General features: G+C 71.9%; 25 protein-coding genes. 5 read left to right on the forward strand and 20 right to left on the reverse strand.

The window, feature by feature from the left end; translation table 11 throughout:
• Positions 1 to 74: 74 nt before the first annotated feature.
• The 6 genes from ACFYYW_RS31970 to ACFYYW_RS31995 all read right to left on the reverse strand — a co-directional run bounded on the left by ACFYYW_RS31970 (position 75) and on the right by ACFYYW_RS31995 (position 4,664).
• A complete protein-coding gene (locus ACFYYW_RS31970) occupies positions 75 to 680 on the reverse strand; it encodes a response regulator transcription factor (protein ID WP_352325523.1) in 606 nt (201 codons plus the stop codon).
• Positions 677 to 1,810, reverse strand: coding sequence for a sensor histidine kinase (locus tag ACFYYW_RS31975; protein ID WP_387654174.1), 1,134 nt, complete (start codon positions 1,808 to 1,810; stop codon positions 677 to 679). Before ACFYYW_RS31975 ends, ACFYYW_RS31970 begins: the two co-directional genes overlap by 4 nt.
• Entirely contained in the window at positions 1,807 to 2,541 is a 735-nt protein-coding gene (locus ACFYYW_RS31980; protein ID WP_352325525.1) for an ABC transporter permease, read from the reverse strand. Before ACFYYW_RS31980 ends, ACFYYW_RS31975 begins: the two co-directional genes overlap by 4 nt.
• A complete protein-coding gene (locus ACFYYW_RS31985; RefSeq protein ID WP_352325526.1) occupies positions 2,541 to 3,425 on the reverse strand; it encodes an ABC transporter ATP-binding protein in 885 nt (294 codons plus the stop codon). Before ACFYYW_RS31985 ends, ACFYYW_RS31980 begins: the two co-directional genes overlap by 1 nt.
• Positions 3,426 to 3,495: 70 nt before the next feature.
• Positions 3,496 to 4,341, reverse strand: coding sequence for an ATP phosphoribosyltransferase (gene hisG / locus ACFYYW_RS31990; RefSeq protein WP_352325534.1), 846 nt, complete (start codon positions 4,339 to 4,341; stop codon positions 3,496 to 3,498).
• A gap of 59 nt (positions 4,342 to 4,400) precedes the next feature.
• A complete protein-coding gene (locus tag ACFYYW_RS31995; RefSeq protein ID WP_189652386.1) occupies positions 4,401 to 4,664 on the reverse strand; it encodes a phosphoribosyl-ATP diphosphatase in 264 nt (87 codons plus the stop codon).
• Between the two features lie 150 nt (positions 4,665 to 4,814).
• Here ACFYYW_RS31995 and ACFYYW_RS32000 point away from each other — a divergent pair, with 150 nt between their 5' ends.
• The gene (locus ACFYYW_RS32000) at positions 4,815 to 5,837 is read left to right on the forward strand and encodes an aminotransferase class V-fold PLP-dependent enzyme (RefSeq protein WP_387654177.1); all 1,023 of its coding nucleotides are present in this window, start codon (positions 4,815 to 4,817) and stop codon (positions 5,835 to 5,837) included.
• A 75-nt stretch (positions 5,838 to 5,912) separates the two neighbouring features.
• Here the strand turns inward: ACFYYW_RS32000 and ACFYYW_RS32005 are convergent, their stop codons facing one another.
• The 11 genes from ACFYYW_RS32005 to ACFYYW_RS32055 form a co-directional block, all read right to left on the reverse strand.
• Positions 5,913 to 7,829 (reverse strand): DEAD/DEAH box helicase, encoded by a 1,917-nt coding sequence (locus tag ACFYYW_RS32005; RefSeq protein ID WP_387654179.1) that lies wholly within the window; start codon positions 7,827 to 7,829, stop codon positions 5,913 to 5,915.
• A 308-nt stretch (positions 7,830 to 8,137) separates the two neighbouring features.
• The gene (locus ACFYYW_RS32010; protein ID WP_352325530.1) at positions 8,138 to 8,497 is read right to left on the reverse strand and encodes a metal-sulfur cluster assembly factor; all 360 of its coding nucleotides are present in this window, start codon (positions 8,495 to 8,497) and stop codon (positions 8,138 to 8,140) included.
• The gene (gene sufU / locus ACFYYW_RS32015) at positions 8,494 to 8,931 is read right to left on the reverse strand and encodes a Fe-S cluster assembly sulfur transfer protein SufU (protein ID WP_352325531.1); all 438 of its coding nucleotides are present in this window, start codon (positions 8,929 to 8,931) and stop codon (positions 8,494 to 8,496) included. The genes ACFYYW_RS32010 and sufU overlap by 4 nt, the downstream gene beginning before the upstream one ends.
• A 2-nt stretch (positions 8,932 to 8,933) precedes the next feature.
• The gene (locus ACFYYW_RS32020; RefSeq protein WP_352325532.1) at positions 8,934 to 10,190 is read right to left on the reverse strand and encodes a cysteine desulfurase; all 1,257 of its coding nucleotides are present in this window, start codon (positions 10,188 to 10,190) and stop codon (positions 8,934 to 8,936) included.
• A complete protein-coding gene (sufC, locus tag ACFYYW_RS32025; protein ID WP_352325533.1) occupies positions 10,187 to 10,933 on the reverse strand; it encodes a Fe-S cluster assembly ATPase SufC in 747 nt (248 codons plus the stop codon). Before sufC ends, ACFYYW_RS32020 begins: the two co-directional genes overlap by 4 nt.
• A gap of 2 nt (positions 10,934 to 10,935) precedes the next feature.
• The gene (locus tag ACFYYW_RS32030) at positions 10,936 to 11,253 is read right to left on the reverse strand and encodes a non-heme iron oxygenase ferredoxin subunit (protein ID WP_352325535.1); all 318 of its coding nucleotides are present in this window, start codon (positions 11,251 to 11,253) and stop codon (positions 10,936 to 10,938) included.
• The gene (gene sufD / locus ACFYYW_RS32035; protein WP_352364378.1) at positions 11,250 to 12,371 is read right to left on the reverse strand and encodes a Fe-S cluster assembly protein SufD; all 1,122 of its coding nucleotides are present in this window, start codon (positions 12,369 to 12,371) and stop codon (positions 11,250 to 11,252) included. The genes ACFYYW_RS32030 and sufD overlap by 4 nt, the downstream gene beginning before the upstream one ends.
• Positions 12,371 to 13,783: a Fe-S cluster assembly protein SufB gene (gene sufB, locus ACFYYW_RS32040; protein WP_352328769.1), complete on the reverse strand. Its 1,413-nt coding sequence runs from the start codon at positions 13,781 to 13,783 to the stop codon at positions 12,371 to 12,373. Before sufB ends, sufD begins: the two co-directional genes overlap by 1 nt.
• Complete coding sequence (locus ACFYYW_RS32045; RefSeq protein ID WP_352328768.1) at positions 13,780 to 14,478, reverse strand: metalloregulator ArsR/SmtB family transcription factor; 699 nt, start codon at positions 14,476 to 14,478, stop codon at positions 13,780 to 13,782. Before ACFYYW_RS32045 ends, sufB begins: the two co-directional genes overlap by 4 nt.
• Positions 14,479 to 14,569: 91 nt before the next feature.
• On the reverse strand, positions 14,570 to 15,805 hold the full coding sequence (locus ACFYYW_RS32050) for a multidrug effflux MFS transporter (protein ID WP_387654185.1): 1,236 nt from the start codon (positions 15,803 to 15,805) through the stop codon (positions 14,570 to 14,572).
• Between the two features lie 93 nt (positions 15,806 to 15,898).
• Positions 15,899 to 16,675, reverse strand: coding sequence for a VOC family protein (locus tag ACFYYW_RS32055; protein WP_387654188.1), 777 nt, complete (start codon positions 16,673 to 16,675; stop codon positions 15,899 to 15,901).
• Between the two features lie 156 nt (positions 16,676 to 16,831).
• Here ACFYYW_RS32055 and ACFYYW_RS32060 point away from each other — a divergent pair, with 156 nt between their 5' ends.
• The 3 genes from ACFYYW_RS32060 (at position 16,832) to ACFYYW_RS32070 (ending at position 19,556) form a co-directional block, all read left to right on the forward strand.
• A complete protein-coding gene (locus ACFYYW_RS32060; protein WP_352328762.1) occupies positions 16,832 to 17,740 on the forward strand; it encodes an ABC transporter ATP-binding protein in 909 nt (302 codons plus the stop codon).
• Complete coding sequence (locus ACFYYW_RS32065; RefSeq protein WP_387654190.1) at positions 17,737 to 18,507, forward strand: ABC transporter permease; 771 nt, start codon at positions 17,737 to 17,739, stop codon at positions 18,505 to 18,507. The genes ACFYYW_RS32060 and ACFYYW_RS32065 overlap by 4 nt, the downstream gene beginning before the upstream one ends.
• Positions 18,508 to 18,638: 131 nt before the next feature.
• Positions 18,639 to 19,556 (forward strand): EamA family transporter, encoded by a 918-nt coding sequence (locus ACFYYW_RS32070; RefSeq protein WP_352328758.1) that lies wholly within the window; start codon positions 18,639 to 18,641, stop codon positions 19,554 to 19,556.
• A 256-nt stretch (positions 19,557 to 19,812) separates the two neighbouring features.
• Here ACFYYW_RS32070 and ACFYYW_RS32075 read toward each other — a convergent pair whose 3' ends face one another.
• The 3 genes from ACFYYW_RS32075 to ACFYYW_RS32085 are packed head-to-tail and all read right to left on the reverse strand — an operon-like array spanning position 19,813 to position 22,484.
• Positions 19,813 to 20,481: a GntR family transcriptional regulator gene (locus ACFYYW_RS32075; protein ID WP_352328043.1), complete on the reverse strand. Its 669-nt coding sequence runs from the start codon at positions 20,479 to 20,481 to the stop codon at positions 19,813 to 19,815.
• Between the two features lie 12 nt (positions 20,482 to 20,493).
• Positions 20,494 to 21,507 (reverse strand): ornithine cyclodeaminase family protein, encoded by a 1,014-nt coding sequence (locus ACFYYW_RS32080; RefSeq protein WP_387654194.1) that lies wholly within the window; start codon positions 21,505 to 21,507, stop codon positions 20,494 to 20,496.
• On the reverse strand, positions 21,504 to 22,484 hold the full coding sequence (locus ACFYYW_RS32085; RefSeq protein ID WP_387654196.1) for a proline racemase family protein: 981 nt from the start codon (positions 22,482 to 22,484) through the stop codon (positions 21,504 to 21,506). The genes ACFYYW_RS32080 and ACFYYW_RS32085 overlap by 4 nt, the downstream gene beginning before the upstream one ends.
• 117 nt (positions 22,485 to 22,601) lie before the next feature.
• Here ACFYYW_RS32085 and ACFYYW_RS32090 point away from each other — a divergent pair, with 117 nt between their 5' ends.
• Positions 22,602 to 23,588 (forward strand): heme A synthase, encoded by a 987-nt coding sequence (locus ACFYYW_RS32090; protein ID WP_387654199.1) that lies wholly within the window; start codon positions 22,602 to 22,604, stop codon positions 23,586 to 23,588.
• Positions 23,589 to 23,597: the final 9 nt, after the last annotated feature.

The following is a 23,597-nucleotide window of genomic DNA, read 5'->3' on the forward strand; positions in this document are numbered from 1 at the left end:
GGCCAGACCCGGCCCGGCCAGACCCAGCCCGCCAGACCCAGCCCGCCAGACCCAGCCCGCCAGACCCGGCCCGGCTAGACCCAGCCCTGGGCCTTGGCCCGCCGCACGGCCTCGATGCGGTTGCGCGCGTGCGTCTTCTGGATGGCCGCGGACAGGTAGTTGCGCACCGTGCCCTCCGACAGGTGCAGGCGGCGGGCGATGTCCCCGATCGTGGAGCCGTCGGCGGCGGCGGCCAGCACGTCGCGCTCGCGCGCCGACAGCGGGTTCGGCCCCGCGCTCAGCGCCGCCGCGGCCAGCCCCGGGTCGATGACCCGCTCCCCCGCCTGCACCCGGCGGATGGCCGCCGCGAGGTCCTTGGCCGGGCTGTCCTTGACCAGGAACGCCACCGCCCCCGCCTCCATCGCGGTGCGCAGGTAGCCGGGCCGCCCGAACGTGGTCAGGATCATCACCCGGCAGCCCGGCACCCGGGCGGCGATCTCGGCGGCGGCGGTGAGGCCGTCCTTGCCGGGCATCTCGATGTCCAGCAGCGCGATGTCGGGGGTCGCGGCGACCGCGACGGCGACGGCCTCGTCCCCGTCGGCGGCCTCGCCGACCACCTCGATGTCGGGCTCCAGGCCGAGCAGCGAGGCCAGCGCGCCGCGGATCATGCCCTGGTCCTCGGCCAGCATCACCCGGATCACGCGGCCGTCCCCACCCTGACCGGCACGAGCACCCGCAGCCGGAACCCGCCCTTGGGCGCGCCGCCGGCCTCCATGGTGCCGCCCGCGCCCGTCACCCGTTCGCGCAGGCCGCTGAGCCCGCTGCCGGTGCCCTGCGGCTCGCCGCCGCGTCCGTCGTCCATGATCTCAAGGGTGGCGTGTTCGCCGTCGTACGTCACCTGGATCTCGCAACGGGCGGCCCGCGCGTGCCGTACGACGTTGGTGACGCCCTCGCGCACCGCCCAGCCGAACAGCCCGTCGAGCAGGTCGGGCAGCGGCGTGCCCGACACCCGCACCTCGGCCCGCACGCCCGCCGCCCGCAGCACCGACCGGGCGCCGTCGATCTCCTCCGACAGGCTGCGCTGCCGGTAGCCGGTGACCGCCTCGCGCACCTCCACCAGCGCCTGCCTGGCCACGGACTCGATGTCGGCGATCTCCTGCCGCACCTGCGGCGACTCCTCGGCCAGCCGCCCGGCCAGCTCGCTCTTGAGCACGATCAGCGACAGGCTGTGGCCGAGCAGGTCGTGCAGGTCGCGGGCGATGCGCAGGCGCTCCTCCGTGGCCGCCAGCCTGGCCACCTCGCCCTGCGCCTGCTGCAGCTGCAGCGTCAGCATCCGGCTGTTGCGGATGCTGATGAACAGCACGCCCAGCGTGACGACCTGCAGCCCCAGCACGACGACGCCGGCGAACTCGTCGCCGGTCAGCACCCCGGCCGCCACCACCACCGCCAGGTTCACGCCCACCCCCGCCAGCGCCCAGGCGGGCGGGAGGGTGAACCCGTAGAGCACGACCGTGTAGACCGGCAGGGTGAGCCAGGCGCCGCCGAAGGCGAACGCGCTGACCACCGCGATCACCGCGGTCACCCCGAGCAGGGGGAAGGTGGCCCGTGAACGCTCGTGGAAGCTCTTGGCGCTGATCACCGTGCCGGCGAAGCAGCCGATGAAGGCGACCAGCGCCACGGCCCCCCAGAACGCCCGGGCGCCGGTGACGCCGCCCGCGACGATCTCGGCGATCGGGAAGACGAGGTAGACCATGCCGACGGACATCCCGAGCAGTCGCCGCCTGGGCGACGGCCGCCCGTCACCGAAGTGCAGCTTGTCGGCGAAACTCATGCCCGAACAGTAGCCCGGCGGTAGAGGTAGGCGGCAGCCCCGCCCAGGACGACCGCCCATCCGCCGACCACCAGCACGTCGGTCATCGCGACGCCCTTCCCGGCGACGATGCTCCAGCCGAGGCTCGCGTAGTGGTAGGAGGGCATGATGTCGGCCACGGTCCGCATGGTGTCGCCGAACACCTCGGGCGGGAACCACAGGCCGCCCGCGATGGCCAGGACGAACATGCAGATCATCGCGGCCGGCTGCGCGGCGTCGGCCGTCAGCAGCGACCCGATCGCCAGGCCCAGCGCGATGAACGGGATCGTCCCCAGCCACATGGCCAGCAGCAGCGGCACCCACCGCCCGACCGGCATCGACACGCCCTGCTGGACGATCCCGACGACGGCCACCAGCAGCAGCGAGGGCAGCACGAGCAGCATGGCGGTGCCGAGCTTGGTGGCGATGATCATCCAGTTCGGCAGCGGGGTGATCTGGAGCTGGCGCAGCCAGCCGGACTGCCGCTCGGTCGCCCACGGCACCGCCGAGCTCATCATCGACGAGGCCAGCGCCCCGTAGGCGGCCATGGAGACCATCAGCACGACGCTGTAGCTCACCCCGGCGCCGTCGGTCTGCTTGCCGTAGATGTTGGCGTTGATCAGGTACAGCACGACCGGGAAGATGACCACGAAGATGATGTAGCGCCGGTTGCGCAGCATGCGCATCGCCTCGGTCTTGGCGTAGAACAGCATCAGGACTCCCTGGTGAGCGCGAGGAAGGCGTCTTCGAGGTCGGCGCCGGTGAGCTGGAGGCCGCGCACGTCGAGCTCGGTGCCACGGAACAGGGCGGCCACGGTCGCGTCGGGGTCGGAGGTGTGCAGCGTGGCGGTGCCGGCGGCGACCTCGACGGCGGTGACGCCGGGCAGCCGGTCGAGCCCGGCCGCGGGCTGGTCGCCCAGCGTGAAGCGCACGACCTGCCCGCCCACGCCCGCCTTGATCTCGGCGGCGGTGCCGTCGGCGGCCAGCCGGCCGCGGGCGATGACGATCACCCGGTCGGAGTGCTCGTCGGCCTCCTCCAGGTAGTGGGTGGCGAACAGCACGGTCCTGCCGCCGGCGGCGTAGTCGTGCATGCTGGCCCAGAACCGCAGCCTGGACTCCACGTCCATGGCCGCGGTCGGCTCGTCGAGCAGCAGGATCTTCGGCGCGCCCGCGATGGCCAGGGCGAACCTGACGCGCTGCGTCTGGCCGCCGGACAGCTTGTTCGCGCGCCGCTTGACCAGGTCCGACAGATCGGCCAGCTTGAGGATCTCGGCCAGCGGCAGCGGGTCGGGATAGAGCCTGCGGACGACCTCGATGAGCTCCTTGACCGACAGCTCGGGGATGAGGGCGCCGTTCTGGAGCATCGCGCCCAGCTCGCCGGAGCGCACCGCGTGGTCGGGCGTGCGGCCGTGGATGGTGATCGTGCCGCTGGTGGGACGCAGCAGGCCGAGCAGCATGTTGATCGAGGTGGACTTGCCCGCGCCGTTGGGGCCGAGCAGGGCCACGGTCTTGCCTGGCTCGATGGCGAGCGAGAGGTCGTCGACGGCAAGCACGTCCCCGTAGCGCTTGCTGACCTGGTCGAACACGATGGCGTTCATGTCAGCAAACGCTACGGGCGCGGCTTTTCCCCCGTTAGTGTGATCCTTCCGGGGTTGACGGTGACATTTGTCAGAGGCGGCAGGCGTAGATGTCGGTGACCAGGATGGCCCGCGCGCCGATGTCCCAGAGCTGGTCCATCACCTGCTGGTGGCCCTTGCGCCGGACCATGGCCCGGACGGCGACCCAGCCCTCGCGGTGGAGCGGCGAGACCGTGGGCCCCTCCATGCCGGGCGTGAGGGCGATGGCCTCCTCGATGCGCTCGGCACGGATGTCGTAGTCCATCATGACGAAGTCGCGGGCGTGCACGACGCCCTGCAGCCGGCGGACGAGCTGGCCCATGCCCGGCGTCTCCGGCGCGCTCTGCCGCTTGATCAGCACGCCCTCCGAGCGCATGATCGGCTCGCCGAACACCTCCAGGCCGACGTTGCGCAGCGTGGTTCCGGTCTCGACGACGTCGGCGACCGCGTCGGCCACGCCGAGCCGGATCGCGGTCTCGACGGCGCCGTCGAGTTTGATCACGCGGGCGTCGACGCCCTGGTCGGACAGGTACTTGTCGAGCAGCCCCGCGTAGGAGGTGGCGATGCGCTGTCCGTCGAGGTCTTTCACCGACGACATCGTGCCCGCCTTGGCGGCCAGCCGGAAGGTGGAGCCGCCGAAGCCGAGCGGCATGATCTCCTCGACCGGCGCGCCGGAGTCGATCAGCATGTCGCGGCCGGTGATGCCGAGGTCGAGGGTGCCCTCCCCGACGTAGACGGCGATGTCACGGGGACGCAGGAAGAACAGCTCGCAGCCGTTGTCCTCGTCGACGACGACGAGCTCCTTGCTGTCCCTGCGGGACCGGTAGCCGGCCTCCTTGAGCATGTTCTGGGCGGCTTCGCTGAGCGCGCCCTTGTTCGGTACGGCCAGACGCAGCATGTTCGGGTCTTCTTCCTCACTCATGGTCGACGGGGACGCCGGGGCGGGCGCGAGGCGCCCTAGAGATGCTTGTACACCTCGTCGAGCCCGATGCCCTTGGCGATCATGAGCACCTGCACGTGGTAGAGGAGCTGGGAGATCTCCTCCGCCGCCCTGTCGTTCGACTCGTGCTCGGCGGCCATCCAGCTCTCGGCGGCCTCCTCGACGACCTTCTTGCCGATGGCATGCACGCCGGCGTCGAGCGCGGCCACGGTGCCCGAGCCCGCGGGCCTGGTACGCGCCTTGTCTGACAGCTCGGCGAACAGCTCTTCGAAGGTCTTCATGGTCTCTCTCGTCGGTCGGTTTGCGTGCCTGACAAGCCTAGTCTGCGCGCGACGGTGACGCCGCCCGGAGTCCGCCACGCGAGACGGCCGCTTCCTGCCCGTCGCCCGGGCGCCGCTTGGTCTCCGCGGGGCCGTTCTAGGCTGGTGGTCATGGACATCGTGACCGTGGGCAAGCTCTGGGACGCCGATCCCGGCTGGCTCAACACCCCTTCGTACGGCCTTCCGCCCCGCCCGGCCTTCGAGGAGTTGCAGGCCGTGCTCACCGAGTGGCGGCACGGCCGCGCCGACTGGGCCCCCTGGGACGCCTCGGTCGGCCGGGCCCGCACGGCCTTCGCCCACCTGGTCGGCGCCGAGCCGGCCGACGTGACGGTCGGCTCGACGGTGTCGCAGATCATGTCCACGGTGGCCACCGCGCTGCCGCCGGGGGCGCGGGTGCTGGTGCCGGAGATCGAGTTCACCAGCAACCTGTTCCCGTGGGCGGTGGCGGCCGAGGTCGAGACCGTGCCCGCCGATCGCCTGGCCGACGCCGTCACGAGCCGCACCGACGCCGTCGCCTTCAGCCTCGTGCAGTCGGCCACCGGCTACGTGACGCCGCTGCACGACGTCGTCGCCGCCGCCCGCGCCCACGACGCGCTGGTCATCGCCGACGGCTCCCAGGCGTGCGGGTGGCTGCCGGTGTCGGTGGCCGACGGGATCGACGTGCTGGCGTGCGCGGCCTACAAGTGGCTCATGGCGCCGCGCGGGGCCGCGTTCGGGTACCTGTCGCCCCGGGTGCGCTCCCTGATGCGGCCGCTGGCGGCCAACTGGTACGCCGGCGACGATCCGGGCGGCTCCTACTACGGGCCGCCGCTGCGGCTGGCCGCCGACGCGCGCGCCTTCGACCTGTCGCCGGCCTGGTTCTGCTACGTCGGCGCGGCGCCCGCGCTCGAACTGCTCAACGAGATCGGCGCCCAGCGGGTGCACGAGCACGACGTCGGGCTGGCCAACCGGTTCAGGGCCGGGCTGGGGCTGGAACCGGCCGACTCGGCGATCGTGTCGGTGGAGGCGCCGGGCGAGCGGCTGGCGGCGGCCGGCATCCGCGCCGCGGTGCGCGCCGGCCGGGTCCGGGCGGGCTTCCACGTCTACAACACCGTCGACGACGTCGACCGTGCTCTCGACGTCCTGACCTCGTAGCAGGCCCGGGCACGACGAAGCCCGCCGCCCCTCCCCTGCGGGAGGCGCGACGGGCAGTCGGTCGTTCAGCCGGGGTCAGCGCTCGAAGCGGCGGCCGCCCCCGTTGTTGCGGCGGAACCCGCCGTTGCCGCGCTCCTCGGAACGGAAGCCGCCGCCGGAGCGGAAGCCGTCGCGGGGGGCGCGCTCGTCGGAGCGGGCGGGCCGGTCACGGTCGCCCGAGAACGGGCGGCCACGGTCGGCGCCGAAGCGGCCGCGGTCGTCGGCGCGGAAACCGCCGCCGCCGCTGCGCTGGCCGTCACGGAACCCGCCGCCACGCGGCCCCTCGGAGCGGTAGCCGCGGTCGTCCTGACGGAACGGCCGGTCCTCGGACCGGAAGCCGCCACGGTCGTCCTGACGGGCGGGACGGTCGTCGGAGCGGAAACCGCCGCGGTCGTCCTGGCGGGGACGGTCGTCGGAGCGGAAACCGCCGCGCGGCCGGTCGCCACGCCTGCGGTCCTCGCCGAACGTGCGCGGCTCGCCGGAGCGCTGCCCGCCGCCGAAGGGCCGCTCGCCCTCGGCGTGCCGGCGCGGACGACGGTCCTCGCCGGACTCCTCGTGGCGGCGCGGACGGCGGTCGTCGCCGCCGGCGAAGGCGCCGTCCTCGTGCCGACGCGGACGGCGCTCGCCGTCGAACTCGCGGCGCGGACGACGCCCGCCCCGGCGCTCGGCGCCGCCGTGACCGCCCTCACGGCGCGGGCGCAGCGGCTTGCGGACATCGGGCTCCCACACGGGGATGGCCTCGCCGGTCGGCGTCCTGGCCCCGGCCACCTCGGCCAGCCGGGGGTGCCCCGGGGTGGCCTTGAGCCGGAACGGGTGGATGCCGGCGCGCCTGGTCAGGGCGTCGGTCGAGCGGCGCTCGTTGGGCAGCACCAGGGTGACGACGGTGCCCTTCTCGCCCGCACGGGCGGTACGGCCGCCGCGGTGCAGGTAGCTCTTGTGGTCCTGCGGCGGGTCGACGTGCAGCACCAGGCTGATGTTGTCGACGTGGATGCCGCGGGCCGCGACGTCGGTGCAGACCAGCACGTTGATCGAGCCCTCGCGGAACTCGGCCAGGATGCGGGTGCGCTGGTTCTGGCGCTTGCCGCCGTGCAGGCCGCCGGCCTTGATGCCGACCCGGGCGAGCTGCTTGCACAGCCGGTCGACGCCGTGCTGGGTGCGGACGAAGATGATCGTACGGCCCTCGCGGTTGGCGATCTCGGCCGTGACGTCGAACTTGTCGTCCCGCGTGACCTGCATCACGTGGTGCTCCATGGTGTCGACCGGCGAGGTCGCCGGAGCCACGGAGTGGGTGATCGGGTCCTTGAGGAAGCGGCGCACCAGCTTGTCGACGTCGCCGTCGAGGGTGGCCGAGAACAGCAGGCGCTGCCCGTCGGTCGGGGTCTGGGCCAGCAGCTCGGTGACGACGGGGAAGAAGCCGAGGTCGCACATGTGGTCGGCCTCGTCGAGGACGGAGACCTCGACCTGCGCCAGCGAGCACTCGCCCTGCCGGATCAGGTCGCCCAGGCGGCCCGGGGTGGCGATCACGATGTCGACGCCGCGGCGCAGGGCCTCGATCTGCTTGCCCATGGACATGCCGCCCACGACGACCTTCATCCGCAGCCCGAGGCCGCGGCCGAGCGGTTCGAGCGCGTCGTGCACCTGAAGGGCCAGCTCACGGGTGGGCACAAGGATCATCGCGCGCGGGTGGCCGGCGGCGGGCCGCACCCCCGCGATGCGAGCCATGGTCGGCAAACCGAAGGCCAGGGTCTTGCCCGAGCCGGTCTGGCCACGGCCCAGGACGTCATGGCCGGCGAGCACGTCGGGGATCGTCGCACTCTGGATGGGGAACGGGCTGTCGATGCCCTGCTTGGCCAGGCCGCTGATGAGCGGCTTGGGAAGGCCGAGCAGTTCGAACTCCGACGGGCCCGCCTCGGGGGCGGTCTCGTCGAACGCGGGCATGACAGCGTCAAGCATGGTCACGAAATTCGTGCCTTTCAGTCGAAGTGGCGCGTCACTTCTGCGAAAGGACGAGCCGGGACATACGGCCTGATGCCGTACAAGTTGCAGTACGCCCGCCATCGAGGCGGGACTTCACAGGGGGGATACACCGGGGCACCGGCCGCAGGCGGCGCGATGACGCGAGATGAGGCGTCTGGTGTATACCTGGTGCCAACGCCGGGGATGTTATCGGATATTCCCTGACGGGGTACGGACCTTCCGAAACCCTTCGTCGGCACACTGAAACGGCTGACGCCCAACGCCAGCCGTTACAGCTAGAAAGATCAGACGTTGAAGCCTAGCATACGGAGCTGCTCACGCCCCTCGTCGGTGATTTTGTCGGGGCCCCACGGCGGCAGCCAGACCCAATTGATCTTCACGTCGGAGACCATGCCCTCCAGGGCGGAGTGGGCCTGGTCCTCGATGACGTCGGTCAGCGGGCAGGCCGCGCTGGTCAGCGTCATGTCGATGGTGGCCACCGGCTGACCGGCGTCGGACGGGTCGAGGTTGAGCCCGTAGATCAGCCCCAGGTCGACGACGTTGATGCCGAGCTCGGGGTCGACGACGTCCTTGAGCGCCTCCATGACCTCCTCGACGGTGGTGTCACCGTCGAAGCCGGTCGGAGTCTCCACAGGCTTGCTCATTGGGCACTCCTCACCACAGCGTCCTTGTAGGCCATCCACGACAGCAGCGCGCACTTGACGCGTGCCGGGAACTTGGCCACGCCCGCGAACGCCACCGCGTCCCCGAGCACTTCCTCGTCGGCCTCGACCTGCCCCCGGCCCTGCATGAGCCGGGTGAACTCGTCGACCACCGACAGCGACTCCTCGACCGTCGAGCCGGTGGCCAGCTCGTGCAGCACGGAGGCGGCCGCCTGGCTGATCGAGCAGCCCTGGCCGTCGTAGGAGACGTCTTCGATCTTACCGGCGTCGCCCACCCTGACCCGCAGCGTGATCTCGTCGCCGCACGTCGGGTTCACGTGGTGAACCTCGGCGTCGTACGGCTCGCGCAGCCCCCGCCCCTGCGGGTGCTTGTAGTGTTCCAGGATCAGCTCCTGGTACATCGACTCGCCGATCATGGCTATGCGAACACCTTCTGAACGTGATGGAGGCCGCGGACCAGGGCGTCGATCTCGCCCGTGGTGTTGTACAGGTAGAACGACGCCCGCGTGGTCGCCGGTATTCCGAACCGCAGGTGCAGCGGGCGCGCGCAGTGGTGCCCGACGCGGACGGCGACCCCGAACTGGTCGTCCAGGATCTGCCCCACATCGTGGGGGTGTATGCCTTCCAGCGTGAACGACAACGTGCTGCCGCGCTCGTCGAGGGAGTCGGGCCCGATCAGCCGCAGCGACGGCACCTCGCGCAGGGCGTCGAGGGCGTAGGCCGTCAGCGAGCGCTCGTGCGCCTCGATGGCGTCCATGCCGACCGCGGTGAGGTAGTCGACCGCCGCACCCAGGCCGATGGCCTCGACGATGGGCGGCGTGCCGGCCTCGAACTTGTGCGGGATCGGCGCGTACGTCGAGCGGTCCATCCAGACCGCCTCGATCATCTCGCCGCCGCCCAGGAACGGCGGCATGGCCTCCAGCAGCTCGGTACGGCCCCACAGCACGCCGATGCCCGAGGGACCGACCATCTTGTGGCCGGTGAAGGCCACGAAGTCGGCGCCCAGCGCGGCCATGTCCACCGGGTGGTGCGGCACGGACTGGGAGGCGTCGAGCATGATCAGCGCGCCGACCTCGTGCGCCCGCGCGGCCACGGCGGTGACCGGGTTGACCGTGCCGAGCACGTTCGACTGGTGGGCGATCGAGACGATCTTCGTCCGCTCGGTGACGACGGCCGGGTCGAAGTCGAGCCGCCCGTCGTCGGTGACGCCGAACCACTTCAGCGTCGCGCCGGTGCGCTGCGCGAGCATCTGCCACGGCACGATGTTGGAGTGGTGCTCCATCTCGGAGATGACGATCTCGTCACCGGGGCCGAGGGTGAAGCGGGGGTCGGTGCTGGCGGGGTTGCCGAAGGAGTAGGCCACGAGGTTGAGGGCCTCGGAGGCGTTCTTGGTGAAGATCACCTCATCGCGCGAGCCCGCCCCGACGAACGCCGCCACCTTGTCGCGCGCGCCCTCGTACGCCTCGGTCGACTCCGAGCCGAGCACGTGCATGGCCCGCCCGACGTTGCTGTAGTGCAGCGCCAGGTGGTCGCGCATGGTGTCGATGACCTGGTTGGGCTTCTGCGAGGAGTTGCCCGAGTCGAGGTAGACGAGCGGGCGCCCGTCGGGCAGCTCGCGGGAGAAGACCGGGAAATCCTTCCTGATCTTCTCCACGTCCAAGCTGGTGGAAGTCATGCAGATGCCTTCGTGTACTGCTCGTAGCCCTCGGCCTCGAGCTTGTCGGCCAGCTCCGGCCCGCCCTCCTCGACGATCCGGCCGCCGGCGAAGACGTGCACGAAGTCGGGCTTCACGTAGCGCAGGATGCGGGTGTAGTGGGTGATCAGCAGCACGCCGGTCTCACCCGTGGAGCGGAAGCGGTTGATGCCCTCGGAGACCACGCGCAGCGCGTCGACGTCGAGGCCGGAGTCGGTCTCGTCGAGCACGGCGATCTTCGGCTTGAGCAGCTCCAGCTGGAGGATCTCGTGGCGCTTCTTCTCGCCGCCGGAGAAGCCCTCGTTGAGGTTGCGCTGGGCGAAGGCGGCGTCGATGGACAGCGCGTCCATGCCGGCCTTGAGGTCCTTGGCGAACTCGCGCAGCTTGGGCGCCTCGCCGCGGACCGAGGTGACGGCCGAGCGCAGGAAGTTCGACACCGACACGCCGGGGACCTCGACCGGGTACTGCATGGCGAGGAACAGGCCGGCGCGGGCGCGCTCGTCGACCGACAGCTCCAGCAGGTCGACGCCGTCGAGCAGCACCTGGCCGCCGGTGATCGTGTACTTGGGGTGACCGGCGATCGCGTAGGCGAGGGTGGACTTGCCCGAGCCGTTGGGGCCCATGATGGCGTGCGTCTCGCCGGACTTCACCGTCAGGTTGACGCCGCGCAGGATTTCCTTGTCCTCGACGGCGACCTTGAGGTCACGGATCTCTAGGGTGGACACGTTTATGACTCCTTCGAGAGCGAGACGAGGACGTCGTCGCCGTCGATCTTGACTGTGTAGACGTTCACGGGTTTGGTGGCGGGCGGGCCGGTGGGCTTGCCGGAGCGCACGTCGAAGCACGAGCCGTGCAGCCAGCACTCCAGCGTGCCGTCGTAGACCTCGCCCTCGCTGAGCTTCACCTCGGCGTGCGAGCAGACGTCGTGCAGGGCGAAGACGTCGGCGCCCTTGCGCACCAGCGCCACCGGGGTCTCCCCGACCTCGACGCCGATGACGCCGCCGTCGGGGATGTCGGCGACCTGGCAGACCTTCTCGAAACTCATCGCGCGAGCTCCGCCTCCACCGCGGCCAGCACGCGGTCGCGGATCTCCTCGATCTGGATCTTCTCGATGAGCTGGCCGAGGAAGCCCCTGATGACCAGGCGGCGGGCCTCGTCGTAGGGGATGCCGCGGGCCTGGAGGTAGAAGATGTGCTCGTCGTCGAGGCGGCCCGAGGCCGAGGCGTGCCCGGCTCCGGCGACCTCGCCGGTGAGGATCTCCAGGTTGGGGACCGAGTCGGCGCGGGCGCCGTCGGTGAGGATGAGGTTGCGGTTGAGCTCGTAGGTGTCGGTGCCCTCGGCCTCGACCCTGATGATCACGTCGCCGATCCAGACGGCGTGCGCGTCCTGCCCCTGCAGCGCGCCGCGGTAGTCGACGTTGCTCTTGCAGTTGGGCTGGGAGTGGTCGACCAGGAGGCGGTGCTCCAGGTGCTGTCCTGCGTCGACGAAGTAGACGCCGGACATGTCGGCGTCGCCGCCGGGCGCGGTGTAGGCCACGCTGGGCGAGAGCCGGACCAGGTCGCCGCCGAGGGTCACCACGAAGCTGCGGAAGGTCGCGTCCTTGGCGAGCTGGGCGTGGTGGTGGGAGACGTGCACGGCGTCGTCGTCCCAGTCCTGGAGGCTGACGACCTTGAGGTTGGCGCCGTCGCCGACGACGAACTCGATGTTGTCGGCGTAGACGGCGCTGCCCTTGTGGTCGAGCACGACCACGGCCTCGGCCATCGGCTCCACCTTGACCACGATGTGGCCGTAGGCGGCGCCGTCGCCCTCACCGGTCAGGGTGAGCACGGTCGGCTTCGAGGTGACGGCCTCGCGCGGCACCGTGATCACGGTCGCCTTCTCGAAGCTGTTCCACGCCTGCGCGCTGACCCGGTCGGTGGGCGTGAACGCCTTGCCGACGCGGGCGTCGTCGCGCCCGACCGTCTCGACGACGACCTCGGGCGCGGCCTCGACGTCGAGGCGCACGTGGCCCACGGGGTCGGCCTTGCCGTTGTGCAGGCCCTTCAGGCGGGACAGCGGCGTGAAGCGCCACGACTCCTCGCGCCCGGTCGGGACCTCGAAGTCGTCCAGGTCGTAGGACGCCTTCTCGTGCAGGGTCGACAGGGGCTTCTCGTTCAGGCCCATCAGCCGACGGCTCCTTCCATCTGCAGCTCGATCAGCCGGTTGAGCTCGAGCGCGTATTCCATGGGCAGCTCGCGGGCGATCGGCTCGACGAAGCCGCGCACGATCATCGCCATGGCCTCGTCCTCGCCGAGCCCGCGGCTCATGAGGTAGAAGAGCTGGTCCTCGCTGACCTTGGAGACCGTGGCCTCGTGGCCCATCGAGACGTCGTCCTCGCGCACGTCGACGTACGGGTAGGTGTCGGAGCGGCTGATCTGGTCGACCAGGAGCGCGTCGCACTTGACGGTGCTGGCGCTGCCGTGGGCGCCCTCCTCGATCTGCACGAGACCGCGGTAGGAGGTGCGGCCGCCGCCGCGCGCCACCGACTTGGAGATGACGCTGGAGCTGGTGTTGGGCGCCAGGTGCACCATCTTGGAACCGGCGTCCTGGTGCTGGCCCTCGCCGGCGAAGGCGACGCTCAGCGTCTCGCCCTTGGCGTGCTCGCCCATCAGGTAGACGGCCGGGTACTTCATCGTGACCTTGGAGCCGATGTTGCCGTCGATCCACTCCATGGTCGCGCCCTCGTAGGCGACGGCGCGCTTGGTGACCAGGTTGTAGACGTTGTTCGACCAGTTCTGGATGGTCGTGTAACGGCAGCGGGCGTTCTTCTTCACGATGATCTCGACGACCGCGCTGTGCAGCGAGTCGGAGGAGTAGATCGGCGCGGTGCAGCCCTCGACGTAGTGGACGTAGGAGTTCTCGTCGACGACGATCAGGGTGCGCTCGAACTGGCCCATGTTCTCGGTGTTGATCCGGAAGTAGGCCTGCAGCGGGATCTCGACCTCGACGTTCGGCGGCACGTAGATGAACGAGCCACCGGACCACACGGCGGTGTTGAGCGCGGCGAACTTGTTGTCGCCGACCGGGATCACCGAGCCGAAGTACTCCTTGAAGAGCTCCTCGTGCTCCTTCAGGCCCGTGTCGGTGTCGACGAAGATGACGCCCTTCTCCTCAAGGTCCTCACGGATCTTGTGGTAGACGACCTCCGACTCGTACTGGGCCGCGACGCCGGCGATGAGGCGCTGCTTCTCCGCCTCGGGGATGCCGAGCTTGTCGTAGGTGTTCTTGATGTCGGCGGGCAGCTCGTCCCAGGAAGCGGCCTGCTTCTCGGTCGAGCGCACGAAGTACTTGATGTTGTCGAAGTCGATGCCGGTGAGGTCGGAGCCCCAGGTGGGCAGCGGCTTCTTGTCGAACAGGCGGAGGCCCTTCAGGCGAAGGTCGAGCATCCACTCCGGCTCGTTCTTGAGCGCGGAGATGTTGCGGACGACCTCCTCGGACAGGCCACGCTTGGCCGCCGCGCCCGCGGCATCCGGGTCGGCCCAGCCGAACTTGTAATTCCCGAGGCCTTCCAGCTCCGGGCGGTCGGTGACAGTCACCTTCCGGTCTCCTTGCTCTTGTCTCTGTGTGCGGATTCAGCCAGCGACTTGGGGCTCACGTGGGTCGTGCAGACCCCGTCGCCGTGCGCGATCGTGGCCAGGCGCTGCACCGGGGTGCCGAGCAGTTGCGCGAACGCCTCCGTCTCGGCCTCGCAGAGCTGCGGGAACTCCGCGGCCGCGTGAGCCACCGGGCAGTGGTGCTGGCAGAGCTGGTCGCCGCCCGACTTGGCCTTGCTGGCCGAGGCGGCGTACCCCTCTGCCGACAGCGCCTGCGCCAGCACCTGTACGCGCTGGTCCGCCGGCACCGTCCGCATGACCGGCTCCAGCCGCGTCAGCAGGCTCGACACCTGCGAGCGGGCGAAGTCGGTCACGGCTTCTCGCCCCATGCGCTCGGCCAGGAAGCGGAGTGCGCTCCCGGCGAGGTCGTCATAGGCGTGCTCGAAAGCACTGCGCCCCGCGTCGGTGATGGCGAACAGCTTGGCGGGCCGTCCGCGCCCGCGCTGACCGCGCGGCCTGACCGTGCGAGGCTCTATCATTCCCTCGGCCAGCAACGCGTCGAGGTGCCTGCGCACCGCGGCGGGCGTCAGCCCCAGCCGCTCGCCGAGCGAGGCGGCCGTCACGGGACCATGCTCAAGGATCAGCCTGGCGACGCGCGCGCGGGTGCTGCGCTCGCTACCGGGCTCGATCGTGGGCATGTTTTTCACAACATCAGTGTGCCGTAATTCCTTCCCGCTGCACAAACGAATCGGAGCAGGCCACCAATGGAATTGCTCACGCAGGTAAGGCTTACCTAACCTTTCGGCGTCCCAGGATCGCGAACGCGAGCGTGGAGCAGACGATGAGGCCGAGCATCACGCAGGCCATCGGCACGGCCGTGCCCTCGCCGGCCAGGCCGACCAGCGGGGCCGCCACGGCGCCCAGCGCGAACTGCAGCACGCCGAGCAGCGCCGAGGCGCTGCCGGCGATCTGGGCGGGCTGCCCGGCCAGCGCCAGCGCGCCGGTGCCGGGCAGGACGAGCCCCTGACCCAGCATGATCACGAACAGGCCCGCCACGATGCCGGCCAGGCCGAGCCCGGTGAGCGCGGCGGTCAGCAGCAGCCCGGCGCCCACCAGGCCGGTGACCAGCCCGATGACGACCAGGCGGGCGGGCTCCACGCGGCCCGACAGGCGGCCGCCGAGCTGGGCCATCGCGGTCAGGCCGAGCGCGTTGAGCCCGAAGATGAGCGAGTACTGCTGCGGGGTGGCGCCGTACACCTGCTGGAGCACGAACGGCGAGCCGGAGATGTAGCCGAACATCGCCGCGAAGGCCAGCCCCGCGGTGAGGGCGCAGCCCATGAACGAGCGGTCGCGCAGGAGCTGCCAGAAGGTGCGCACGGTGTGCCCCAGCCCGCCGCTCTCGCGCCGGTCGGCGGGCAGCGTCTCGCGCACCCCCGGCAGCACGGCCAGCAGCAGCACGAGCCCGGCGACGCTGAGCGCCACGAACACGCCGCGCCAGGAGGTGAAGGCGAGCAATTGGGCCCCGGCGATGGGGGCGAGGATCGGCGCCAGGCCGCTGACCAGCATCAGCGTGGCGAAGATGCGGGCGATGGCGGCGCCGTCGTACAGGTCGCGGACGACCGCGCGCACGATGACCAGCGCCGCCCCGCCCAGGACGCCCTGCAGCAGCCGCAGGACGATCAGCACGGGCACCGACGGCGCGAACGCGCACAGCAGCGAGGCCACCATGAACCCCGACACGCCCACGATCAGCGGGACGCGCCGCCCGCGCACGTCGCTGACCGGGCCGGCGACGACCTGGCCGACGGAGACGCCGATCAGACAGGCGGTGAGGGTGAGCTGGACCTGCGCGGGAGCGCTGAGCATCTCCTCGGTGATGGCGGGCAGGGCGGGCAGGTACATGTCGATGGACAGCGGGCCGATCGCCGACAGCGCGCCCAGGATGACCAGCAGCAGCCCCCGCCTCCCGCCCTTGGTCTCGCCCTTGCTCCCAATGGCGGCGGACGCGGCTTCTGCCACGGACATGCGTGAACCCCTTCCCCTCGCAGGCCGATGACCCACGAGGGCCGAGGGATCAAACCGGGATTCGGTCCTCCTAATTCCCGGTTATCAGATATTTCATGATGTTTCGTTGAGCTGGATGACCCCGAACGCCGCGCCCTGCGGATCGATGAGCTGCGCGAACCGGCCGGGCGGCGCCTCGGTCACGCCGGTGAGCACGTCGGCGCCCGCGTCGGCGGCGGCGTGCAGGGCCGCGTCGAGGTCGGCGACCGCGAAATAGGTCAGCCAGAACGACGGCAGCTCCGCCGGGGCCTCGTCGGGCATCGGGATCATCCCCGCGACGGCCGCCTCCCCCGTCACCCACTCGGTGTACGCCATGCCGCCCAGGTCGGACGTGCGGGACCGCCAGCCGAAGACCGCCGAGTAGAAGCGCTCGGCGGCCGGCGCGTCCCGCGTGCACAGCTCGTTCCAGCAGAACGCGCCGGGCTCGTCGACCAGCTCCGCCCCCGCGTGGGCGGCCGCCTGCCAGGCGCCGGCGGACGAGCCGTCGGGGGCCCGCAGGACGACCATGGTGCCCTCGTCGAAGACCGCCATGGGCTCCGCCACGACGGTGCCGCCGGCGTCCCTGACCCGGCCGGCCAGCGCGGCGGCGTCGTCGGTGGCGACGTAGGTGTTCCAGAGCGAGGCGGCGCCGCCGTCGCGGACGGGGCCGATCCCGGCGACCTTGCTGCCCTCGTGGACGAACATCCCGTAGCCGCCGGCCGCCGGGTCGTCGACCATGTCGGCCCGCCAGCCGAACAGGTTCCCGTAGAACCGGACCGAGCCGGGGACGTCGGTGCTGGCCAGGTCCACCCAGCACGGAACTCCTGGGTCGTATGCACTGCGTCGCGACATGTGGAGCTCATCGCCGTCCTTCCCCCGGTTCTCACGCCTTTCCGGGGAACGGTCCGGTCAAGGGCCGTCCATTTCCGGGCAGGGCCGTCCGACGGGCGTTCGCCGGGCGCGTACCTGGGGGCCGGACCGCCCGGCGCAGTCCCTAAACTCGTGGCCATGGATTCCCCAGCCGTCGAGATCGTCGACCTGGTCAAACGCTACGGCGGCCGGACCGCCCTCGACGGCCTCACCCTGCGGGCCGGCCGCGGCGCGGTCACCGCCGTCCTCGGGCCCAACGGCGCGGGCAAGACGTCCACGGTCGAGATCTGCGAGGGGTTCCGCAACGCCGACTCCGGCACGGTCCGGGTGCTCGGCCTGTCGCCCACGCAGCCCGAGCTGCGGCCGCGCGTCGGGGTGATGCTCCAGGCCGGCGGGGTGCCGCCGGCGATGCGCTGCGCCGAGTGGCTGCGCCTGGTCGCGCGCTTCTACGCCCGTCCCCACGACCCCGGGGCGCTGCTGACCCGGCTCGGGCTGGCCGAGCACGCGCGCACCCCCTACCGGCGGCTGTCGGGCGGGCAGCAGCAGCGGCTGTCGCTGGCCGCGGCCGTGATCGGCAGGCCGGAGCTGGTGTTCCTCGACGAGCCGACCGCCGGGCTCGACCCGCAGGCCCGGCACGCCTGCTGGGACCTGGTCGGCGAACTGCGCGGCGCGGGGGTGTCGGTGGTGCTGACCACCCACCACATGGAGGAGGCCGAGCGGCTGGCCGACCACGTCGTGATCATCGACAGGGGGCGCGTGGTGGCCGAGGGCAGCCCGGCCTCGCTGACCGGGGCCGAGCGGCAGCTCAGGTTCAGGGCCAGGCCGGGGCTCACGCTGGAGGAGCTGCTCAACGCGCTCCCGGTGGGCAGCGCGGCCAAGGAGTCGCCGGCCGGCCATTACATCATCGAGGGCCAGGTGGGGCCCGAGCTGCTGGCCACCGTCACGGCCTGGTGCGCGGCGGAGGGCGTCACGGCCGACGACCTGCGCATCGAGCGCCGTACCCTCGAAGACGTCTTCCTCGAACTGACCGGCAGGGAGCTGCGATGACCCCCGCGCTCGACCTCTCGCCCGCGCCGGGCGCCGCGCCGTTCCCGCGCATGGTGCTCGCGCAGGCCGGCTCGGAGGTCCGCACGATGCTCCGCAACGGCGAGCAGCTCCTGCTCACCCTGATCATCCCGGTGCTGCTGCTGGTCGGCTTCTCGCTGGCGCCGCTGGTCGACGTCGGCGGCGGCCGGCGGGTCGACTTCCTGGCGCCCGGCGTGCTGGCCCTGGCCGTCATGTCCACGGCCTTCACCGGGCAGGCCATCGGCACGGGCTTCGAGCGCCGTTACGGCGTGCTCAAGCGGCTGGGCGCGACCCCGCTGTCCAGGGCCGGGCTCATGCTGGCCAAGACGGCCGCGGTGGTGGCCGTGGAGGTCATCCAGGCGGCGGTGATCGTGGCCGTGGGGCTGGCGCTGGGCTGGCGTCCCCACGGCTCGTTCCTGGCCGCCGCGGTGCTGGTCGTGCTGGGGACGGCGGCCTTCAGCGGCCTCGGCCTGCTCATGGCGGGCACGCTGCGGGCCGAGGCGACGCTGGCCGCGGCCAACCTGGTCTACCTGGTGCTGCTGGGCGCCGGCGGGGTGATCTTCCCGCTGTCGAAGTTCCCCGAGGGCGCGCGGCCGGTCCTGGAGCTGCTGCCGATCTCGGCGCTGACCGGGGGCCTGCGCGCGGTGCTCGCCCAGGGGGCGGCGCTGCCGCTGGGGCCGGTGCTCGTCCTGGCCGGCTGGGCCGTGCTGACCCTGGCGCTGGTCTCGCGGCTGTTCCGCTGGGAGTGAAGGGCCTGTCCCGCTGGGAGTGAAGGGGCTGTTCCGCTGGGGGTGAGGCGGCACGCCACCCCGCGTGCGGAGATGTCGTCCGAGGTCAGTACGCTCTGGACGACCGCCCCACCTTCCGCGCGAGGAGTCCCGTGACCGACTTCGCCCTCGACGATCCCTTCGATCGCCGCCCGGCGCTGCCCCGGCCCGGCCGCCTGCTGCGCCAGGCCGCGGACTCGATCCCGCCCTCGTCGCTCGTCCTGCTGTCCATCGTCTCGGTGCAGCTCGGGGCCGCGTTCGCCAAGAACCTGTTCGCCGTGCTGCCGCCGAGCGCCGTGGTGTTCCTGCGCATCGCGGCGGGCGGCCTGATCATGGCCGCGGTGGCCAGGCCGAAGCTGCGGGGGCTCGGGTGGCGCGACTGGGCGGTCGGGGCCGGTTTCGGCCTGACGCTCGCGCTGATGAACCTGTCGTACTACGAGGCCCTGTCGCGGCTGCCGATGGGCGTCGCGGTGGCGATCGAGTTCCTCGGCCCGCTGGGCGTGGCCGTGGCCGCCTCCCGGCGCCGGCTCGACCTGGCCTGGATCGGCCTGGCGGGCCTCGGCGTGGCGCTGCTGGCGCCCTGGGGGCAGCAGGCGTCGGCGGCGTGGTGGCTCGGCATCGGGTTCGCCCTGGTGGCGGGCGCGTGCTGGGCGGCCTACATCCTGCTGTCGGCGGCGGCCGGACGGCGTTTCCCGGGCACGACCGGGCTGTCGTTCGCGATGATCGTCTCGACCCTGGTGATCGCGCCGGTGGGCGTCACGACCGGCGGCGCCGACCTGCTGCAGCCGTCGTTGCTGCTGATCGGGCTGGGCGTGGGGCTGCTGTCGTCGGTGATCCCGTACTCGCTGGAGCTCCACGCGCTGCGGCGCATGCCCAAGCACGTGTTCGGCATTCTGATGAGCCTGGAGCCGGCCGTGGCGGCGCTGGCGGGCGTGCTGGTGCTGGGTGAGGTCCTGCACGTGCAGCAGTGGGCGGCGATCGTGTGCGTCGTGGCCGCGAGCCTCGGCTCGACGAGGATGACCGGGCGGTAGCCGCCGCTGGGCGGCAGGAACGCCCGAGGAGGTGCCGCCGCGCGCCCGCGGGGATGGGGATCTCTCGGGCGCGCGGCGGAGGGCTCGGCTTGAGGTGGGCGGGTCGCCGAGCCCGGTGAAGGTCAGCGGATGCGGGCATCCGCGTGACCGGGCCTGTGAGGCTTCACGTAGATCAGTTCGTGAAAGCTTTCACAAACACATTACCTCAAAACGGACAAACCTTCTTAATTCGGACGGTAAAGAAACGCGGCGGGCGTCAGTGCTCGGCCCAGATGCCCCGGACGTGACCGATGTGCTCGCCCATCAGGTGGCCGACCGCCTTGCCGTCGCCGCTCTTGAGCGCGTCGAGCATGGCCAGGTGCTCCCGGGCGGAGTCGGTCAGCGAGCCGCGCTCGGCCAGCTGCGACAGGCCGTAGAGCCGGGCCCGGTTGCGCAGGTCGCGCACCACCTCCACCAGGTGGACGTTGCCCGCCAGCGCCAGCAGCTCCAGGTGGAAGCGCAGGTCGGCGTCGATGTAGGCGAGCAGGTCGGCCCGGTCGGCGGCCGTGACGATCTCCTCGGCGATCGGGCGCAGCCGTTCGAACTCCTCGGCGCGGGCGCTGTCGGCCAGCCGCGCGACGGTGGGCACCTCGATCAGCTCGCGGATCTGGGTCAGCTCGTCGAGGTCGCGGTCGGACAGCTCGGTCACCCGGAAGCCCTTGTTGCGCACGGCCTCGACCAGGCCCTCCTTGGCCAGGTCGAGCATGGCCTCGCGGACCGGCGTGGCCGAGACGCCGAACTGCGCGGCGAGCACGGGCGCGGAGTAGACGACCCCCGGCCGCATCTCACCGGTGATCAGCGCGGCCCGCAGCGCGTGCGCGACCTGCTCGCGCAGGCTCTGCCGCTCCCCCACCATCGGCAGGTCGAGCCGGTCCTCGGCAGCCATCCGCCTTCCCTCCTACTTCCACGCCTCGTACGCGGCCGCGGCGACCACCAGGTCCTGCCACGCCATGCCCGTGCTCTTGAACACCCGCGGGCCCGGACCGGCCACCACCCTTCCGGCGATCAGCTCGGCGAGGTTCCCGGCGAGATGACCAGAGGTGATCGTACCGTGGCGGATCGGGATGATCACGTCGCCGGCTTCTTCCAGGGCGGCCGATCTGGCCTCGACGACCACGGTGGCGCGGGCGACGAGGTCGCCGTCGAGCTCGCGGACGCCGGGCTCGTGCGATCCGACCGCGACCACGGTGACGCCGTCCCGGGCGAGCTTACCGGGGAACAGCGGCTGCGCGGCCGTGGTGCAGCAGGCGATGAGGTCGGCGGCCCGGATCGCGTCGGCCACCGCGCCGGGCAGCGCCGCGGCTTCGGCGGTGGGAGCTTCGGCGGTGGGAGCTTCGGCGGTCAAGGGCTCGCTGGTCGGAGGGCCGGCGGTCAGGGGGGTGGCGGTCAGGTCCAGGGCGCGGCAGCGGGCGGCCAGGGCGGCGGCGCGGGCGGGGTCGCGGCCCACGATCGTGACGTGCTCGACGGGCCGCACCTCGCGCAGGGCCAGGACGTGCCCGTACGCCTGCGGCCCGCTGCCGAACACCACCAGGCGGCGCGCGTCCGGCTCGGCCAGGCGGGCGACGGCCAAGGCGGAGACGGCGGGCGTGCGCAGGGACGTGAGCGCGATGCCGTCCAGGGCGGCCAGCGGGGCCAGGGTCGGGCCGTCCAGCAGCAGGTACGTCCCCTGGATGCGGGGCAGCCCGCGCCCGGGGTTGGCGGGCGTGACGGTGACGGCCTTGACCCCGGCGTAGCGGCCGGCGGCGGCGGGCATGAGCAGGAGCTGCCCGGCCGGCAGGTCCACGGCCGGCCGCCGGGGCGTCAGCTCGGGGTCGAGCCCGTCGCGCAGGGCCTGTTCGAGCACGGCCACCGCGCGGCCGACCGGCACCAGCCGTTCCAGCACCGGCCCGTCGATGTAGGGAAGAGCGCTCATCGCAGCGTGAACCCCGTTCCGATCGGGTCGTCGGGATCGAGCTCGAAGACGTGCCGGCCGGTGCGGTAGGCCATGCCCTCGATCTCCGGCACGATCCCCTCGGCCGTCACCCCGGCCACCCGCGCCCGGAAGACCGACCCGACGACGCTCTCGTGCACCAGGGCGCCGCGCAGGCCCGCCTCGTGCAGCAGCGCCATCCTGGCGGCGGTGCCCGACCCGCAGGGCGACCGGTCCACCTCGCCGTCGGCGAAGACGGTGACGTTGCGCTGCCGGACGCTCCCGTCGGCGCCCGCCGGCCCGCCGTCCGGCAGGCCGTCGTAGAAGATCACGCCGTAGACGCCGGACAGGCGGTCGTCGCGGGGGTGGCGGGTGGCGGGGTGGCCGGCCAGGGCGGACTTGATGCGGCGGGCGTGCCCGACGAGGGCGGTCAGGTGGCGGGGCTCGACGGACAGGCCCACCTCCCCAGCCGAAATAGACGCATAAATCGCCCCGCCGTACGAAATATCAACCTTCGTTCCGGCGACGGCCACGTCCCGGGCGATCACGTACGAAGGGACGCTCACGAACGTCACCCCCGCCACCCGCCCGCCCGAGCACCGCACCCGCGCCCTGACCCGCCCCGACGGCACGTCCACCACCACGTCGGTCTCCCCGTCGGGGTCGGCCTCGACCAGCCCCTCCTGCACCGCGTAGGCCCCGAGGGCGATCGTGCCGTGCCCGCAGGCGGTGGAGAAGCCGTCCTTGTGCCAGAACAGCGCGCCGAGATGCGCCCCGGCGTCGTCGGGCGGGACCAGGAAGCAGCCGTACATGTCGGCGTGCCCGCGCGGCTCGTGGCACAGCAGCCGCCTGACGTGGTCGGCGTGCGCGGGCGCGTTCTCCCGCCGGGTGGGCACGTCCGCCCCGGGGATCTCGGGTACGCCCCCGGTCACGATCCGGAACGGCTCGCCGCCCGTGTGGTAGTCGACAGTAGTGATCACAGTTCGAAAGCCCTCCGGGACCGGGTCGAGGAAGCCGCCAGGAGTAACATGTCACATTGTCACGTTCTGGAGAAGCCCCTGACGGGACCGTGCCACCCGGCCCGTACCATCGTTGACGTGAAGGAATCCACCGGCCGCCCCAACGTCCTCGTCCGCGCAGTGCGCTCGTTCTGGGCGCCGACCGCGCGCTCGATGCGCGGCTGGGCGCTGGCCTCCGTGGTGGCCAACGCCGGCATCGCGGTGACCGGCGCGGGCGTGCGGGTGACCGGTTCCGGGCTCGGCTGCCCGACCTGGCCGAGGTGCACGCCCGACAGTTTCGTGCCGATCGCCCATCCCGAGACGTCGATGCTCACGATGCTCATCGAGTTCGGCAACCGGCTGCTGACGTTCCTGGTGCTGGCGGTGGGCGCGGCGTGCGTCATCGCGGCGCTGCGCCTGGTCCCGCGCCGGCGGGCGCTGGTCCGCCTGGCGCTGCTGCAGCCGGCGGGCGTGCTGGCCCAGGCCCTGTGGGGCGGGCTGGTGGTCAGGAGCGCGCTCAACCCGTTCACGGTCGGCATGCACTTCCTGATCTCCATGGCCCTGATCGCCGCCTGCTGGATGCTCTACGCCCGCGCCGGCGAGGGCGACGGCCCGGCCGCGGAGGTCGCCCACCGCGACGTCCGGCGGCTCGGCCACGCGCTGCTCGCGGCCACGGCGGTGCTGCTGGCGGCGGGGGTGGTGGTCAGCGGCACCGGCCCGCACTCGGGCGACGTCATCGCCTCGCGGTTCGGCTTCGACATCGAGACCGTGGCCCGGCTGCACGCCGACATCGTCTACGTGGTCGTCGGCCTGACGTTCGCGCTGCTGTTCGCGCTGCGCGTGACCGGCGCGCCCCGGGCCGCCAGGCGGGCCGCGCTCGGGCTGTTCGTCGTGGAGGTGGGCCAGGGCGTGATCGGCTACACCCAGTACTTCCTGGCCGTGCCGGCCGCGCTGGTGCTGCTGCACGTGCTCGGCGCCTCGCTGGTGTGGATCGCCGCGCTGCGGGTGGTCACCTCGCTGCGCAGCAGAGGCCCGCTGGAGGCCCCGGCGGCCGCCGCTCACACGGAAGCGCCCGCTCCGGTCTGACCGTTGTGC

Origin of the sequence: Nonomuraea sp. NPDC001831 (assembly GCF_042892035.1) — a bacterium.
GTDB lineage: Bacteria > Actinomycetota > Actinomycetes > Streptosporangiales > Streptosporangiaceae > Nonomuraea.